The organism is Acinetobacter sp. 102 (assembly GCF_037028485.1).
GTDB lineage: Bacteria > Pseudomonadota > Gammaproteobacteria > Pseudomonadales > Moraxellaceae > Acinetobacter > Acinetobacter higginsii.
In genome coordinates this window covers 120,952-135,485 of the sequence record NZ_JAZEZK010000001.1, presented here as the reverse complement: position 1 = coordinate 135,485, position 14,534 = coordinate 120,952, and the positions used below count along the sequence as shown (strand labels likewise).

General features: G+C 42.6%; 16 protein-coding genes. 12 read left to right on the top strand and 4 right to left on the bottom strand.

From position 1 onward, the window contains the following. Nucleotides 1-149: 149 nt before the first annotated feature. From WA352_RS00685 to WA352_RS00665, 5 genes are read left to right on the top strand one after another with little or no spacing between them, the layout of a single operon-like run. Entirely contained in the window at nucleotides 150-968 is an 819-nt protein-coding gene (locus WA352_RS00685; RefSeq protein WP_004804074.1) for an ABC transporter ATP-binding protein, read from the top strand. Next, nucleotides 965-1,744, top strand: a complete 780-nt coding sequence (gene mlaE, locus WA352_RS00680) for a lipid asymmetry maintenance ABC transporter permease subunit MlaE (RefSeq protein ID WP_005201238.1) — start codon at nucleotides 965-967, stop codon at nucleotides 1,742-1,744. Before WA352_RS00685 ends, mlaE begins: the two co-directional genes overlap by 4 nt. Further along, entirely contained in the window at nucleotides 1,744-2,421 is a 678-nt protein-coding gene (gene mlaD, locus WA352_RS00675; protein ID WP_016162220.1) for an outer membrane lipid asymmetry maintenance protein MlaD, read from the top strand. The genes mlaE and mlaD overlap by 1 nt, the downstream gene beginning before the upstream one ends. A 19-nt stretch (nucleotides 2,422-2,440) precedes the next feature. Beyond that, nucleotides 2,441-3,073 carry an MlaC/ttg2D family ABC transporter substrate-binding protein gene (locus WA352_RS00670; RefSeq protein ID WP_004804079.1) on the top strand — a complete coding sequence of 211 codons (633 nt, stop codon included), beginning with the start codon at nucleotides 2,441-2,443 and terminating at the stop codon, nucleotides 3,071-3,073. Between the two features lie 11 nt (nucleotides 3,074-3,084). Continuing rightward, complete coding sequence (locus WA352_RS00665) at nucleotides 3,085-3,372, top strand: STAS domain-containing protein (protein ID WP_004657643.1); 288 nt, start codon at nucleotides 3,085-3,087, stop codon at nucleotides 3,370-3,372. Between the two features lie 48 nt (nucleotides 3,373-3,420). Here WA352_RS00665 and WA352_RS00660 read toward each other — a convergent pair whose 3' ends face one another. Then, nucleotides 3,421-4,434 carry a magnesium and cobalt transport protein CorA gene (locus WA352_RS00660; RefSeq protein ID WP_004657647.1) on the bottom strand — a complete coding sequence of 338 codons (1,014 nt, stop codon included), beginning with the start codon at nucleotides 4,432-4,434 and terminating at the stop codon, nucleotides 3,421-3,423. Nucleotides 4,435-4,605: 171 nt separating this feature from the next. Here WA352_RS00660 and WA352_RS00655 point away from each other — a divergent pair, with 171 nt between their 5' ends. Together WA352_RS00655 and WA352_RS00650 are read left to right on the top strand one after the other, a co-directional pair. After that, on the top strand, nucleotides 4,606-5,190 hold the full coding sequence (locus WA352_RS00655; protein ID WP_033134227.1) for a TIGR00730 family Rossman fold protein: 585 nt from the start codon (nucleotides 4,606-4,608) through the stop codon (nucleotides 5,188-5,190). Between the two features lie 10 nt (nucleotides 5,191-5,200). Beyond that, on the top strand, nucleotides 5,201-5,596 hold the full coding sequence (locus WA352_RS00650) for an NUDIX hydrolase (RefSeq protein ID WP_033134228.1): 396 nt from the start codon (nucleotides 5,201-5,203) through the stop codon (nucleotides 5,594-5,596). Here the strand turns inward: WA352_RS00650 and WA352_RS00645 are convergent. Beyond that, a complete protein-coding gene (locus tag WA352_RS00645) occupies nucleotides 5,529-6,233 on the bottom strand; it encodes a ComF family protein (RefSeq protein WP_033134229.1) in 705 nt (234 codons plus the stop codon). The two genes, WA352_RS00650 and WA352_RS00645, sit on opposite strands and share 68 nt — an antisense overlap. Continuing rightward, nucleotides 6,226-8,271, bottom strand: a complete 2,046-nt coding sequence (gene recG / locus WA352_RS00640; RefSeq protein ID WP_033134230.1) for an ATP-dependent DNA helicase RecG — start codon at nucleotides 8,269-8,271, stop codon at nucleotides 6,226-6,228. Before recG ends, WA352_RS00645 begins: the two co-directional genes overlap by 8 nt. Before the next feature lie 18 nt (nucleotides 8,272-8,289). Here recG and WA352_RS00635 point away from each other — a divergent pair, with 18 nt between their 5' ends. Continuing rightward, nucleotides 8,290-9,108 (top strand): NAD-dependent epimerase/dehydratase family protein, encoded by an 819-nt coding sequence (locus WA352_RS00635; protein WP_033134231.1) that lies wholly within the window; start codon nucleotides 8,290-8,292, stop codon nucleotides 9,106-9,108. A 125-nt stretch (nucleotides 9,109-9,233) separates the two neighbouring features. Continuing rightward, nucleotides 9,234-10,214 carry a putative solute-binding protein gene (locus tag WA352_RS00630; RefSeq protein WP_033134232.1) on the top strand — a complete coding sequence of 327 codons (981 nt, stop codon included), beginning with the start codon at nucleotides 9,234-9,236 and terminating at the stop codon, nucleotides 10,212-10,214. A 79-nt stretch (nucleotides 10,215-10,293) separates the two neighbouring features. Here the strand turns inward: WA352_RS00630 and WA352_RS00625 are convergent, their stop codons facing one another. Continuing rightward, nucleotides 10,294-10,989, bottom strand: a complete 696-nt coding sequence (locus WA352_RS00625) for a response regulator transcription factor (protein ID WP_033134233.1) — start codon at nucleotides 10,987-10,989, stop codon at nucleotides 10,294-10,296. Between the two features lie 110 nt (nucleotides 10,990-11,099). On the opposite strand from WA352_RS00625, the gene WA352_RS00620 reads away from it, so the two are divergent. The 3 genes from WA352_RS00620 to WA352_RS00610 are packed head-to-tail and all read left to right on the top strand — an operon-like array spanning nucleotide 11,100 to nucleotide 14,458. Next, nucleotides 11,100-12,752: a flavin-containing monooxygenase gene (locus WA352_RS00620; protein ID WP_033134234.1), complete on the top strand. Its 1,653-nt coding sequence runs from the start codon at nucleotides 11,100-11,102 to the stop codon at nucleotides 12,750-12,752. Nucleotides 12,753-12,754: 2 nt separating this feature from the next. Further along, nucleotides 12,755-13,492, top strand: coding sequence for an SDR family NAD(P)-dependent oxidoreductase (locus tag WA352_RS00615; protein ID WP_033134235.1), 738 nt, complete (start codon nucleotides 12,755-12,757; stop codon nucleotides 13,490-13,492). A 27-nt stretch (nucleotides 13,493-13,519) separates the two neighbouring features. Next, nucleotides 13,520-14,458 carry an alpha/beta hydrolase gene (locus WA352_RS00610; RefSeq protein WP_336140951.1) on the top strand — a complete coding sequence of 313 codons (939 nt, stop codon included), beginning with the start codon at nucleotides 13,520-13,522 and terminating at the stop codon, nucleotides 14,456-14,458. Nucleotides 14,459-14,534 lie beyond the last annotated feature (76 nt).

Genomic DNA, 14,534 nt, shown 5'->3' with positions numbered 1-14,534 from the left:
ATTCTCAACATACCACCAGCCAAACTGATTCGAAGAATAACTACATAAATTAAATAATCTTCGTACCATCGGTTATCAAAATAAAAACAAGCGTTTAATGTTTCAGTGTATAGTATGCGTGCATAAAAAGTGCAGGAATGAATGCCATTATGAATAACAAATCTCCTCTCGATACCGAAGCCTTAATTGAAGTTAAAAACTTGAGCTTTAATCGAGGAGAACGCGTCATTTATGACGATATCAGTCTTAAAATTCGACGTGGTCAAATTACTGCAATTATGGGACCGTCTGGTACGGGTAAGACGACTTTATTACGTTTGATTGGTGGCCAATTGCTTCCTGATCATGGTGAAGTGCTGCTCGACGGTAAAGATATTGCGACAATGTCGCGTCAAGAATTATTCGCTGCACGTGCACGTATGGGAATGCTATTCCAGAGTGGTGCATTATTTACCGATATGTCGACCTATGAAAATGTCGCTTTTCCCATCCGCGCACATACCAAATTACCCGAACATATTATTGCAGAGTTAGTTGCGTTAAAACTTGAATCAGTGGGCTTGCGTGGAGCTGAGCAGTTGATGCCATCAGAGCTTTCCGGCGGGATGAACCGTCGTGTTGCTTTGGCACGTGCGATTGCGTTAGACCCTGAATTGATTATGTACGATGAGCCATTTGCAGGCCAAGATCCGATCGTGATGGGTGTTTTGACCCGCTTAATCCGTTCTTTGCGTGATGCTTTAGATTTAACCACGATTATCGTCTCGCATGATGTTGCAGAAACCTTATCGATTGCTGATTATATTTATGTGGTTGCTGAAGGCAAAATTCAGGGTGAAGGTTCACCTGAACAATTAAAAAATCATGCATCACCATTTGTACGCCAGTTTTTAACAGGTTCGATTGAGGGACCTGTCGAATATCAATTTACTCACCAAGCATATTTAGATAACGAGGTTCGTCCATGAATGCGATTGCCTGGTTAGGTAGACTCGTTATTGAGCGGATAAAGGGGATTGGTGCTGCGGCACTGATGCTTCTGCAAGTTTTATTTTCCATGCCATCGAAAGGTGGATTTCAGCGCTTTATTTACCAAATGTATCGTGTCGGGGTGATGTCCCTGCTGATTATCGCTGTTTCTGGCTTGTTTATTGGTGCTGTTCTTGGTTTGCAGATGTATAGCATTCTGGTCACCTTTGGTAGTGAGGCAATGCTAGGTACTGCGATTTCATTGACACTATTGCGTGAATTGGCTTCCGTGGTTGCTGCATTGCTCTTCGCAGGTCGTGCCGGTTCAGCATTAACTGCTGAAATTGGTTCCATGAAACAAAGTGAACAACTTGCCAGCATGGAAATGATCGGAGTTGATCCGCTCAGACAAATCGTGTCGCCACGTTTATGGGCGGGAATTGTCAGTCTTCCGATGCTGACTGTGATCTTTGCAACCATTGGTATTATTGGTGGCAAGATGGTGGGTGTTGATTTCTTGGGTGCGGATGAAGGCTCATTCTGGGGCGGTATGCAAAGTAGCGTACAATTCTGGCATGACGTTTTTAACGGCACTATCATCAAAAGCATTGTATTTGCTTTAATTTGTACATGGGTAGCGGTATATCAAGGTTATGCTTGTGATCCGACGCCAGAAGGTATCGCGACTGCAATGACCAGAACGGTCGTATATTCTTCACTTTGTGTATTAGGTTTTGATTTCGTGTTGACTGCGGTCATGTTCGGAGGGATTTAATGAAATCACGTACTAGTGAGCTGGCCGTAGGTATTTTTGTCATTATCTTCGGTATCGCTCTATTTTTTCTTGCGATGAAAGTCAGTGGTTTAGTTGGTACTAATTTACGTGATAGCTACAGCATGACAGCGCAGTTTGATAACGTAAACGGTTTAAAAGCACGCGCGAAAGTCACCATGAGCGGTGTAACCATTGGCCGTGTTGAATCAATTACACTTGATCCAGTGACACGTTTGGCAACTGTAAAATTTGATCTAGATGGTAAGTTGACCAGTTTTAGCCCAGAGCAACTGAAAGAAGTGCAAAAGAATGCACTTGAAGAATTGCACTATAGTGCTGATTATCAACAAGCTGATGCTGCGAAACAAAAAGAAATGGAACAGCAACTTATTGCTAACATGACCTCCATCACCAGCCTTGATGAAGATGCTTATATTATGGTTGCAACCAATGGTCTATTGGGTGAGAAATATTTGAAAGTTGTCCCAGGTGGTGGTGTGAACTACTTAAAACGTGGTGATGTAGTTTCAAATACCCAAGGTACAATGGATTTAGAAGATTTAATCAGTAAGTTTATTACTGGTGGTGCTGGTAAAGCCACATCGAGCTCAACAGCGACAGAAAGTCCAGCTTCAAAGCCAGCGGCGACTGAAGCAGAACCCTCTTTTGTTGAGTAATTCAGGTTAGGAGATTGAAGTGAACACATTATTGAAACAAACTCTAACAGCAAGCGTATTATCAACAATGCTTGCAAGTGCAGCATTTGCGGCACCAACAGAGACCCCACCTGATTTTGTTAAGCGCGTAGCTGATGGCTTGATTACTCGTTTAAAAGCAGATAATGCAAAATTACAGAATAATCCAGCTCTGGTCAGAACGATTATTCGTCAGAATCTTGACCCGTATGTGGACTCACAAGCATTTACCCGTATTGTGTTAGGGACGTATGCGAATAACCAATACACCAATGCTGCTCAACGTGCTCAGTTTGAACAAAACTTCCGTGCGGTCATTATTGAGAACTATGGTGGTGCTTTCGCTAAATATACCAACGAAAGCTACACGATGCGTCCGTTTAAATCGACCAACAGTAAAAACCCTGTGGTGACTTTAGACTTCTTGCACAATGGTGAAAAAATTCCAGTATCGTTCCAGTTAACCGACAAAGGCGATCAATGGAAGGTACGTAATATCAATGTGTCTGGTATTGACCTTGGTTTGCAATTCCGTAATCAGTTTGCGGCAACGGTTCAACGTAATGGTGGTGACATCAATAAAGCGATTGCGACATTTAAACCAGATGCAGATGCTGCTGTTAGCAAAAAATAAGTAGGTGACGGGTGATTCAATATATTGATCAGCAATTAATTGTGTCAAAGACAATTAATTTTGAAAATGCAGAACAGATTTATCAGGCTGGTTTAAAGCATATTCAGCAACATCAGAATTTTCCTTTGGTTGTTGATTTGGCCCAGCTTGAACAAGGCAATACTTTATCTTTGGCGGTATTGGTGCAATGGTTGCGTCAAACACCTGAAAATAAAGGTCTACACTTCAAAAATGTGTCTGAGAAGATGTTGAAAATCATCCAAGCTTGCCATTTACAAGATGATTTGAAATTGATTTGATCAAAATCTTGTCGAAATAAAAAAGCACCGTCAGGTGCTTTTTTATTATTAGATCCATTTCTTCCAACGGAAGTAAAACATTGGCAAGACGAGGAAGGCCATCAGAATACCAATCACAATCCAAAAACTGAGGCTGCCATGAGCAAAAGGTAGTACATCGGTGTTCATCCCATAAATACTCGCGATCAGCATTGGGGGCGCAAGCATACTGGGTAAAATCGAGAATCGACGAATCGTGTCGTTCTGCTCAGTATTAATGAATCCAGAAGTGGTATCCAGTAAGAATCGCACTTTTTGGAATAAGAAGGCATCATGTTCGACTAGAGAGCGAACGTCTTCACTTAACTCGCGAATGTCGGCATCATAAATGTGACTGCCTAATGCACGCGGGCGTGCTAAAAAGGTCAATACACGGCGTAAATCAATTAAACAGAGTTGTGCCTTTCCCAGCATATCTTCTTGCTGGGCTAAGCGGGTAATCATGTCATCAAGGTCTAAAATTTTCTCGCGATGATGGTTATTCAGGACTTCTGTGGAATATCGTTCCAAGTCCTTGTGGATATCTTCCAAGATATCCGCAAGTTCATCCAGTTTCGCTTCAAGTAGGCCGAGCAAGATCCATGTGGGATCTTTATAATCCATATCATAGTCATTACGACGTGCGCGGGCACGAAAGGCACGGAAGGCAACCAACTTTTCACCACGCATGGTAAATAGGCGATCTTTATGCAAAATAAATGCAACCGTTTGTACCATTGCTAACATGGGTAAGGAGTCGTCTGTATCACCATCGACTTGAAAGTTTTTATTCTTTGTTAAAAAATAGGTACTGATATGCAAAATTCCATCATCATCACGGTAAAATCGTGCAGATGAGGAAATATCTTCAAGCGATTTTAAGGTCGGTAAGTTTCGGTCATACGCATCCAGAACCCATTGTTGTTCTTCTTGGGAAGGAGCGATGAGATCAATCCAGACCAGTTCGGGGTGGAGATCGAAACCTCCGTTGATGGTTGCATCTTCTAGACTACCGCGCTCTGTGGCATAAAAGGCTTCAAGCATGTCTTTTTTCCTCGCGCAGTCGGTGTAATGTTTTCGGTCGTTTACCGAAAGCAGGGTGTATTTTAGACAAGGATGAAACGAAAAACACTTGCCTAAACGTTATTTTCTCAAAAATCTTGTTACATAGCCTACTTTATCAGCATGACAGTTATATAAAACGGTTTTAATTGTATGAATTCTATATGTGTTTTCTGTGGTTCTTCTCTCGGTAATGATCCCATTTATCAGCAAATGGCTGAGGCGACTGGTCAGGCAATTGCTGCACAGGGAAAAACCTTGGTTTACGGCGGTGGTCGTTCTGGTCTAATGGGAGTGGTCGCCAATAGTGCATTACAGGCGGGTGGGCGAGTGATTGGGGTGATTCCTGATGCTTTGGTCGACCGAGAACTAGCACATACGGGTTTAACTGAATTGCATATCGTTAAGAATATGCATGAGCGTAAAACTAAAATGGCTGAGCTATCCGATGCCTTTGTGGCTTTACCAGGTGGTGCTGGAACACTGGAAGAAATTTTTGAACAATGGACATGGAGCCAATTGGGGATTCATCAGAAACCATGCGCATTTTTAAATGTGGACGGCTTCTATGATGGCTTGATCCAAATGATTCAGGGCTCGGTTGAGCGCGGCTTTAGTCAGGAGCGTTTTGTCGATAAGTTGATTGTGGCGGAACAAATTGAGGATATTCTTACGGCATTTTCAAATTATCAACCAGCGACACCGAAATGGATGTCGACTGCTGAAATTCAGGCTTGAGGATCAATGAGTGAAAATTATCACCGTCGCGGCTGCCGTGATTTTGAATGAACACAATCAATTGTTATTAGTACGCAAGCAAAACACACATGCATTTATGCAAGTGGGCGGCAAATTGGAAATGGATGAAGCACCTGAAATCACGATGCAACGTGAGATTTTGGAGGAAATTGGTTGTGAATGTGAGCTGAAACAATTCATTGGTCGTTTTGAAACAGCAGCAGCCAATGAACCTGATCATGTTTTAGTGAGCTATGTCTACGCGGTTGAATTAAAACAGCCACCGCAAATTGCAGCCGAAATCGCAGAAATGAAATGGATTGATTTAGATGATCAATTTACTTTACTTGCGCCCTTAACGAAAGAAATTGTGATTCCGTGGTGTCAGCAAAATCAAGTGAATTAGTTTGTTGTACTTGTGCGGCTGCTATGCAGGCACTATAGATTTGTTGGCAGCCGAGTTGGGTCAGTACCTTAGATAAAGCACGAATCGAACTGCCTGTGGTCAGGACATCATCGAGAATAAGGACTTTGCGATAACGAATTGAGTTAGGCGGTGCTGCCACAAATTGTTGCTCAATATTTTCCATACGCTCTAAGCGTGACAAGCCTTTTTGTGAGTGTTGAGCCAAGCGTTGTACCGGCTGCCACACGGGAACATTCAGGTGAGCGCTTAGTGTCTTGGCCAATAGCAGGGCCTGATTAAAACCACGTTCTGTTAGGCGATCAATCGAAACAGGCATTGGTACAATCGCATGTACTTTAGGAAGTCTGAGTTGTAATAGCAGGCCATCTAATATTCTTTGATGATGCAGTTTCTGCTCGTATTTGAATTGTTGAATCAAGCGATCAATTGGATATTGATAATGGCATGCAACCAAGACTTGTTGCTGGTTACGTTCAATGCTTTGCTTTAACCAAGGCAGTTGTTGCCAGCAACTGTGGCAAACACCAAACTGGCGTTTCATGCCGATATCACAGAGATTACAAGGTGTAAAATAATCAAAAAGCTGCTGTGCTGATGTGCCAAGTTGTTTAAACATAGGCATATCTTGGGGCCTCAGGCAGCCAGCGCTTGAGTAGTCCTTCGGCATGTTGTGGATAGTCCTTTAGAATTTGCTCTGCCACATAATGTGCTTGGGTAAGCAAATGATCATCCCGTTCTAAACGTGCCACGCGAAAGCCCATATCTCCTGTCTGCTTAGTACCTAACAGTTCTCCAGGACCTCGAATTTCTAAGTCTTTTTCTGCAATGATAAAGCCATCATTGCTTTCACGTAAAATTGAAAGCCGTTCCTGTCCATTCTGCGATAATGGGGTTTTATACAGTAGGGCACAGAAACTGGCGGTTGCACCACGACCCACGCGTCCACGAAGTTGATGCAGTTGGGAAAGGCCTAAGCGTTCTGCATTTTCAATCACCATAATCGAGGCATTCGGGACATCGACCCCGACTTCAATGACTGTAGTGGCAATTAACAGTTGGGATTGATTGTCTTTAAATGCTTGCATCACCGCTTGTTTTTCATCGGCCTTCATTTTGCCGTGAACCAAACCAATATTGATGTCTGGAAAGCGTTCTTTAATTTCTTGATAAGTGGCTTCTGCAGCTTGCGCATCCAGCGTTTCAGATTGCTCCACTAAGGTACAGACCCAATAGGCTTGTTTACCTTCGCGGCAATTGCTGGCAATGCGTTGTAATACCTGTTCACGACGTTCTAATGGAATCGTTACGGTTTGAATTGGGGTTCGTCCAGGAGGTAATTCATCAATAATCGAGGTGTCTAAATCCCCATATGCACTCATCGCTAAAGTACGGGGAATCGGTGTTGCCGTCATCACTAATTGGTGTGGCGTAAATTGATCTGCACCCTTATTTCTTAAGGCAAGACGTTGATCGACACCGAAACGATGTTGTTCGTCAATAATCACCAAGCCAAGTTTAGAAAATCCAACAGTGTCTTGAAACAGAGCATGCGTACCTACGATTAGTTGCGCATGACCTTCTTTGATTTGTTGTTCCGCTTGAGTTCTGGCTTTGCCTTTTTGTTTGCCTGATAGCCATGCCACCTGAATGCCTAAGGGTTCAAACCAGCGTTTAAAGTTTAAGTAATGCTGTTCGGCTAAAATTTCAGTTGGTGCCATGAGGGCTACTTGCCAATCCGCTTCTAAGGCATGGCAGGCAGCGACTGCAGCTACTAAGGTTTTACCTGCGCCCACATCACCTTGCACCAAGCGTAGCATCGGTTGATCTTGTTTAAGATCTTGCAGAATTTCTTTGGACACCCGTTTTTGTGCATTGGTCATTTGGAAGGGCAAGCCTTCCAAGAGTTTCTTTGCAAGTACTTTACTGCTGCTAAAGCGAGGTGCAGAAATTTGCCGAATATAGGCACGTCGGGTGAGTAAACTAATTTGATGGGCAACCAGTTCTTCAAAAATCAGGCGTTGTTGTGCAGGATGCGAACCTTGATTGAGTTGCAGCATATTGGCATTAAGCGGCGGCTCGTGGATGTAATGGAGCGCTTGTTTAAGCTCATAGCCATTGCTGTATTTGCTGGGCAGTAATTCAGGTAAGTCATCACTATGATGCTGCAAGGCTTGGTGGACGTATTCACGCAGCTTGGGTTGAGTTAAGCCTTCAGTGCTGGGGTAAATCGCAGTGAGTTGTGTCTTAGGTAAAGCAGTATGTTGCTGGATTACTTGAATTTCGGGATGATACAACTCCAAACCCCGTGCACCAACTCGAACTTCACCAAAAATCCGTAATCGTTGCCCCATTTGGATACGATCTGTCAGACCTTTATAAATATGGTAAAAGCGCAAGGTTACCTTGCCAAAATCATCTTGTAGCAGAGCTGCGAGCGATTTCTTTTTCCCCGGAGGGAAATCGACAGAACGAACTTCACCTTCAAGCAAGTAACTTCGTCCAACGATCAGCTGATTCATTGGAATAATAGTGCTACGATCTTCATAGTCACGGGGAAGATGGAATAACAAATCATCCGTGCTAAAAATATGAAGCTTTTCTAAGAGGGTCGCTGCGGCAGCACCAACGCCTTGTAATTGCTGAACTGATGTCATCTCTGCTCAAAGGTGTGTATGCATATTTTATTTATTGGTTATGGTAAAACATCTCAGCGTGTCGCTAAACACTTATTTGAGCAAGGTCACCACATTAGCACAATTAGTCGCAGTGAAAAAACAGATTGTTACGCGACCCATTATATTCAGGATATTCATCAGCTGGATTTAAGTAAACTGCCACCTGTTGATATGGTGTATGTGGTATTGGCCCCTGCACAGAGTGGTATAGCAGCCTATCAGCAAACCTATCTTGACAGTGTATTGCCCATTGTCAACGCACTCAAAGTACATCCCGTGCAACGTATTGTCGTGGTGTCCTCGACTCGGGTGTATGGCGAAAATGCAGGAGAGCGAATTGATGATGAATCGCTGATACAGCCTGCTGATGAGCAAGGGCGTATTCTTCGGGAGATGGAATTACTTTGGCAAGCACATTATCCGCAACAAAGTATTATTGTTCGCCCGACTGGCATTTATGGGACTTCAATCGCCCGACTCAAAAAAATGGCAGAACAGAGTCTAACTTATCCCGCAATCCATTTTAGTAATCGCATTCATATTGATGATTTAGCAAAGTTTTTAGCATTATTAGTTAATTTATCTAAAGTTGAAGCAAGTTATATCATTAGCAATAATACACCACTACCAATGCACGAAATATTATGGTGGTTTCAACAGCAACTCCATGTAAAACCCTTAGAACTAGTATCAGAACAACACACTGGCAAGCGAATTTACGCGACACGATTAGTTGAGATTGATTTTAAATTTGACCATTTGATTTGCTTTAATGACTATGCAGCGGCTTTATTGGTACATAGTAATGAAAAATAATTAGATTAGACTGTAAAGAAAGTTTAAAGAGTTGGTATGTATTTTGAATTATAAATACCAATAGATTCCTGAAAGGAACCGCCTAAATTAAGCACATGGTTTGCGGCGAGGCGTAAAGGTGATACATGAGAAAAATAATTTGCATGATCTTATTCGGGTTGATCACAACCACTAGCTGGGCTGTTGAGCAGTCTTGGTGCGTATTCGATCCTTTAAGTACAAAGGGTGATATCAGCCGCCGTCTACAAGATATTCGTTTGTATTCGCTACAGAATCAAGTTCAATTAAAATTTCAAACCTTTAAGAATGAAAAGGAGGCTATACAAGCTTTTGAGCAGCGTAAATGTTCAGGCTTGGTGGCATCTAACTTTAATACCTATCGCTATAACCGTTTTATGGGGACAACGGGGGGGATTGGTTTGATTCCCAATAATCGTGTTGCCAGAGTCTTTTTACAGCTTTTAAATAATAGCAATGTAGAAAAGCGTATGGTCGGGGCAGATTATGAAATGCTGGGTATGATCCCGATCGGTACGGCTTATATGATCATGAATACGCAACAGATCAATAAGGTGTCTCAATTAAAAAATAAAACCATTGGTATTTTGGAGAATAATCCACCACAGCAAGCATTGGTACAAAGTGTGGGTGCTAAACCTGTCTACGTGGATTTTTCCAATGCGGTGGAATCCTTTAAGCAGAAGAAAATTGATATTTTGGCTGCACCTGCCTATGGCATATTGCCGTATAACTTGAAAAAGGAATTTGGTGCAGACACGCAGGTCGTCAACTTCCCTATGGCGTATTTTGCGATGAATATCGTGATTCGACCACAAGTCTACCCAGCGGGCTTCGGTCATCAAATACGAGCTTGGTTTGTACGCAACAGCAATGTGCTTGCTGCACAAGCCATTCAATGGGAAAACCATTTACCAGCCTATTACTGGGCGGATATCTCAGGTTATGAGAAACAGGGCTATGACGCGATGGTGGTCAAAATTCGGAATCGTTATGTCGACTCTGGTTATTATGATGCATATTTTGTATCGCTGATTAAACGACTGAGATGTTTGGATGATCCGAAGTATTTAGAGTGTCGTAAATAGCTATTAAAGATACAGGCAACTGCGATTAGTTGCCTGTTGTATCGCATTTTATAACAGCATTTTGAGCTGCTCATTGGTTTTATGTTAAAACACCTTCGCGTAACAGAATGCTGACTGCATGGGTGCGATTATGGGCGAACAATTTTTTGACTGATGATTGGATATATTGGTTAATGGTTAATTCGCTAATATCTAGAGCATTTGCAATTTCCTTACTTCTTTCACCTAGTGAAACCCGTTTCATGACTTCGAGTTCTCTCTTACTGAGACGATGTTTTAATTGCAAGGCAGTATCACCCGCCACATATTGACCGACCAAATGCCCAAATTGGGTGAGGGCATGGAGTAAAGCTGGATTGAGTTGGGTATCATCGCTAAATTTGGTACTGCAAATAAAACCCAATACGGCTGAACCATTACATATGGGCGTGACCGTAATGGCTTGTATGTTGGTTGCAATTTGATAACGACTACTCACCATTTTTAAGAAATCAATGCCTTGACAAAAATGTGCCTTACGTTCCTGTACGGCTAGATAAATAATAGGAATAGAACGGATATCATCTCGTATTTCACTGATGTACTTGAGCCGTTCCCCTTCCATTGAAATAATACCTTCTCCAAGAAAGCCGAATGCAGAATATCGGGATAGTGTGGCATTCATCATTGGGAAAAGTGATATATAGGTTTTTAAAATCATAAAAAGTTGTTCTTCATGGCTTTTTGCCAATCCGATTTGTTGTACCTGTTTAATTATTCTAGAAGGTGGGATCAATGCTTATCCTCCTTTTTAGGGAATTGTTAGTATAGAAATCGGGAATATCCGTATCCGATTCAAGCTCCTATGATGAATTTGTCAGTAAAATTCAAAAGGAGTATTTGAATATGATAAAAGCAGCTTTAGACACAAGCAATGTATTTCTAGATGCAGTTGTTGTTGGTGCAGGATTCTCAGGACTCTATATGCTGTTAAAGCTGCGAGATGCTGGGTTTAAGACCATGGTTTTTGAAAAGGGTCAGGGGGTGGGTGGTGTTTGGTATTGGAATCGCTATCCTGGTGCCAAATGTGATACAGAAAGTTTTTCTTATAACTACACCTTTTCCGAAGAGCTGTTCCAAGAATGGAGCTGGTCCTCACGCTATCCGGAACAACCTGAAATTTTAGCTTATCTCAATTATGTGGCAGATAAGTTTGATTTAAAGAAAGACATTCAGTTTAACCAAACGATCATTTCTGCGCATTTTAACGAACAGAGCCAACGCTGGGACATTCATACACAGGAGGGACAACGGTTCTCAGCTAAGTATTTTATTTCTGGTGTGGGCTGTTTGTCTGCATCGAATATGCCTGTAATTCAAGGGCAACACCTCTTTAAGGGACAAGCTTACCATACGGGACATTGGCCGCATGAAAAGGTCGACTTCAAAGGAAAACGAGTGGGTGTCATTGGTACTGGGTCAAGTGGCGTCCAAAGTATTCCAGAGATTGCTAAAGAGGCTGAACAATTATTTGTTTTCCAGCGAACTCCACAGTATGTGGCGCCTGCTAATAATCGTCCCTATTCAGATCAGGAACGTCAGCACATAAAAAATAGCTTTCAGACATTGAAGGCGCAAATGCATCAAACCATGTTTGGGATGCCACAAGACCCTCCAGACAAGTCTGCTATGCAAGATAGTGCTGAAGAACGCTTACAAGTATTTGAACATGCTTGGGATAAAGGTGGTTTTTATCTCGCAACTTCATATAACGATTTGTTGGTAAATGAACAATCCAATGCCGCAATTGCTCATTTCTTTAGAGATAAAATTGCAGACAGTATTGATGATAATGAAATTGCCAAACAGTTGCAGCCTCAATATTACTATGGAACCAAGCGTCCAATTTTAGGCTCGCAGTTTTATGAAACGTTCAATCAGGCACATGTGCAATTGGTCAATATTAAAGAGAATCCAATTGTTGCGATTGATGAACATGGCTTGCAAACCACCGATGAATATTTTGAATTAGATATTCTGGTCTATGCGACGGGATACGATGGTATGACCAGGCCATTGTTTAAAATGGATATCCGCGGCGTTGCTGGTATTTCCTTACAAGATAAATGGGAAAATGGAGCTGCGACCCGGACCTATCTTGGGCTCTGCACAGCAGGCTTCCCCAATTTTTTCATGATTACTGGACCAGAAAGCCCATCGGTACTTAGCAATATGCCTTTGTGTATTGAACAGCATGTCGACTGGATTACCGATTGCCTGAATTATATGCGAGATTGCGATCATGACCTGATCGAGGCTTCGGTTACGGCTGAAGATCAATGGAGTGCACGTTGCCTGGAGATTGCGGAATACACTTTATTTACCAAAGCTGAGTCATGGTATACCGGCGCCAATATTGCAGGAAAACCGCGACGCTTTCTGATCTATTTGCCTGGTATTGGACCATATCGACAGCTCTGTAATGAAGTTGCGGCAGATCAATATCGAGGATTTCAATTCAAACAAGTAGACAGTCACAATACAGTATGGAGTGCTTAATTATGAACTTTAAAAATAAATTTGGCATTGTAACGGGGGCTGGTGGAGGGATTGGCCGAGCAACGGCTCTACAACTCTGTAGGCAGGGCGCACAAGTTCTGTTGGTGGATTATAACTATGAGGCCCTTCTTGAAACAAAACAATTAATTGAAGATGAGCACGGCATTGCCTACTGTAAACAAGCTAATGTAGCAAATTATGTTGACGTGCAGGCTTATGTGGATCAGGCAAACGAGTTGTTTCCACGAATTGATTTCTTTCATAACAATGCTGGTGTGCTCCAGAAACCTTCGTTATTACATGAAACGGAAGAGATTGAAGCGGAACGTGTTTTGAATGTGAATTTAAAAGGCGCTTATTGGGGAATGCAGCTGGTGCTGAAGCAGATGATGGGACAAAAATCTGGCAGCATTGTCAATACGTCATCTCATGCTGGCATACGTGCAGAACCTTATCTGGCAATTTATGCCGCGAGTAAACATGCTTTGTCAGGGTTGACAGTATCCGCTGCACATGAATATGGGCCGTACGGCATACGTGTTAACGCCGTCTGTCCGGGAGGTGTGGATACCAGCATGATTAGTGGCATGGTAAAAGACAGTGATGCATCACGTTTAGGTCCCTTAGGACGTCTGGCTTTAGCGGGAGAAATTGCTAATAGTGTGGTGTATCTATTGTCAGAAAATGCTTCTTATATCAACGGAGTCTTGCTTCCAGTGGATGGTGGCCTAGCTAGTTAACTCGCATTAGACAAAGGAGTAAGCAACATGAGATATGTTCATAAGGAATTGCAGTCTGTATTGGCGCAACTCCCTGAGTTAATGATTAGTGCAGAGCAAATGCCTGCTATTCGTCAGTTCCTGAAAGATCATTTGATCGGTGATTTTCAAGCTCACCCACAAGTCGAATGCCTTGAGCAGTGGATTCCGTCACAATATCGTGGACGAGAGATTCGAATTTTAATTTATCGTTCTCAAGCCCTTCAGAAGCCGAGTCCTGCCGTACTGTGGATTCACGGAGGTGGCTATGTGATGGGAACACCTGAAATGGATGCCAGTCTTTGTGAGCGCTTTGTACTTGAGGCTGGTTGTCAGGTTGTTGCTGTCGATTATCATCTGGCACCTGAGTATCCTTATCCTGCACCTTTGGAGGATTGTTATGATAGCTTGTGTTGGTTATCTGAAAATGCATCTGCACTTGGTGTTGATGCTGACAAGATCGCGGTAGCAGGGGCGAGTGCTGGTGGTGGCTTAACCGCTGCGGTTAGCTTATTGGCTCGGGATCGTAAGGGACCAAAGATTGCATTTCAAATGCCACTTTACCCAATGATTGATGATCGTCTTCAGACGCACTCTAGTACTGAAATTCAGGATAGTCGAGTCTGGAATGAGCAATCCAATCGAAATGCATGGGCTATGTATTTAGGTGATATGCTAGCACAGCAAGTTCCATCTTATGCAGCTCCAGCAAGGGCTGAGGACTATGCTCATTTACCACCAACCTATACCTGTGTGGGTGATCAAGATCCGTTTAGGGATGAAACAATGGACTATGTGGCAGCACTGGCAAAAGTAGGAGTCCCCACTGAATTTCATTTGTACCCTGGCTGCTTTCATGGTTTTGACGGCTATGCACCAATGACGGTAATAGGACAACAGGCTATACAGCAATATGTTCAGGCATTAGCAACGTTCTTTCATGAATAGTCAGTAAAGCACTTATCTACTTTCTTTCAGAGATAAAAAAAGCAAACCGAGGTTTGCTTTTTTTATCTCTGAAATT

Coding starts and splice junctions, on each gene's coding strand:
- WA352_RS00685 (WP_004804074.1), top strand. CDS start 150: ATGAATAACAAATCTCCTCTCGATACCGAAGCCTTAATTGAAGTTAAA.
- mlaE (WP_005201238.1), top strand. CDS start 965: ATGAATGCGATTGCCTGGTTAGGTAGACTCGTTATTGAGCGGATAAAG.
- mlaD (WP_016162220.1), top strand. CDS start 1,744: ATGAAATCACGTACTAGTGAGCTGGCCGTAGGTATTTTTGTCATTATC.
- WA352_RS00660 (WP_004657647.1), bottom strand. CDS start 4,434: ATGCTTGAAGCCTTTTATGCCACAGAGCGCGGTAGTCTAGAAGATGCA.
- WA352_RS00655 (WP_033134227.1), top strand. CDS start 4,606: ATGAATTCTATATGTGTTTTCTGTGGTTCTTCTCTCGGTAATGATCCC.
- WA352_RS00645 (WP_033134229.1), bottom strand. CDS start 6,233: ATGTTTAAACAACTTGGCACATCAGCACAGCAGCTTTTTGATTATTTT.
- recG (WP_033134230.1), bottom strand. CDS start 8,271: ATGACATCAGTTCAGCAATTACAAGGCGTTGGTGCTGCCGCAGCGACC.
- WA352_RS00635 (WP_033134231.1), top strand. CDS start 8,290: ATGCATATTTTATTTATTGGTTATGGTAAAACATCTCAGCGTGTCGCT.
- WA352_RS00630 (WP_033134232.1), top strand. CDS start 9,234: ATGAGAAAAATAATTTGCATGATCTTATTCGGGTTGATCACAACCACT.
- WA352_RS00620 (WP_033134234.1), top strand. CDS start 11,100: ATGATAAAAGCAGCTTTAGACACAAGCAATGTATTTCTAGATGCAGTT.
- WA352_RS00615 (WP_033134235.1), top strand. CDS start 12,755: ATGAACTTTAAAAATAAATTTGGCATTGTAACGGGGGCTGGTGGAGGG.
- WA352_RS00610 (WP_336140951.1), top strand. CDS start 13,520: ATGAGATATGTTCATAAGGAATTGCAGTCTGTATTGGCGCAACTCCCT.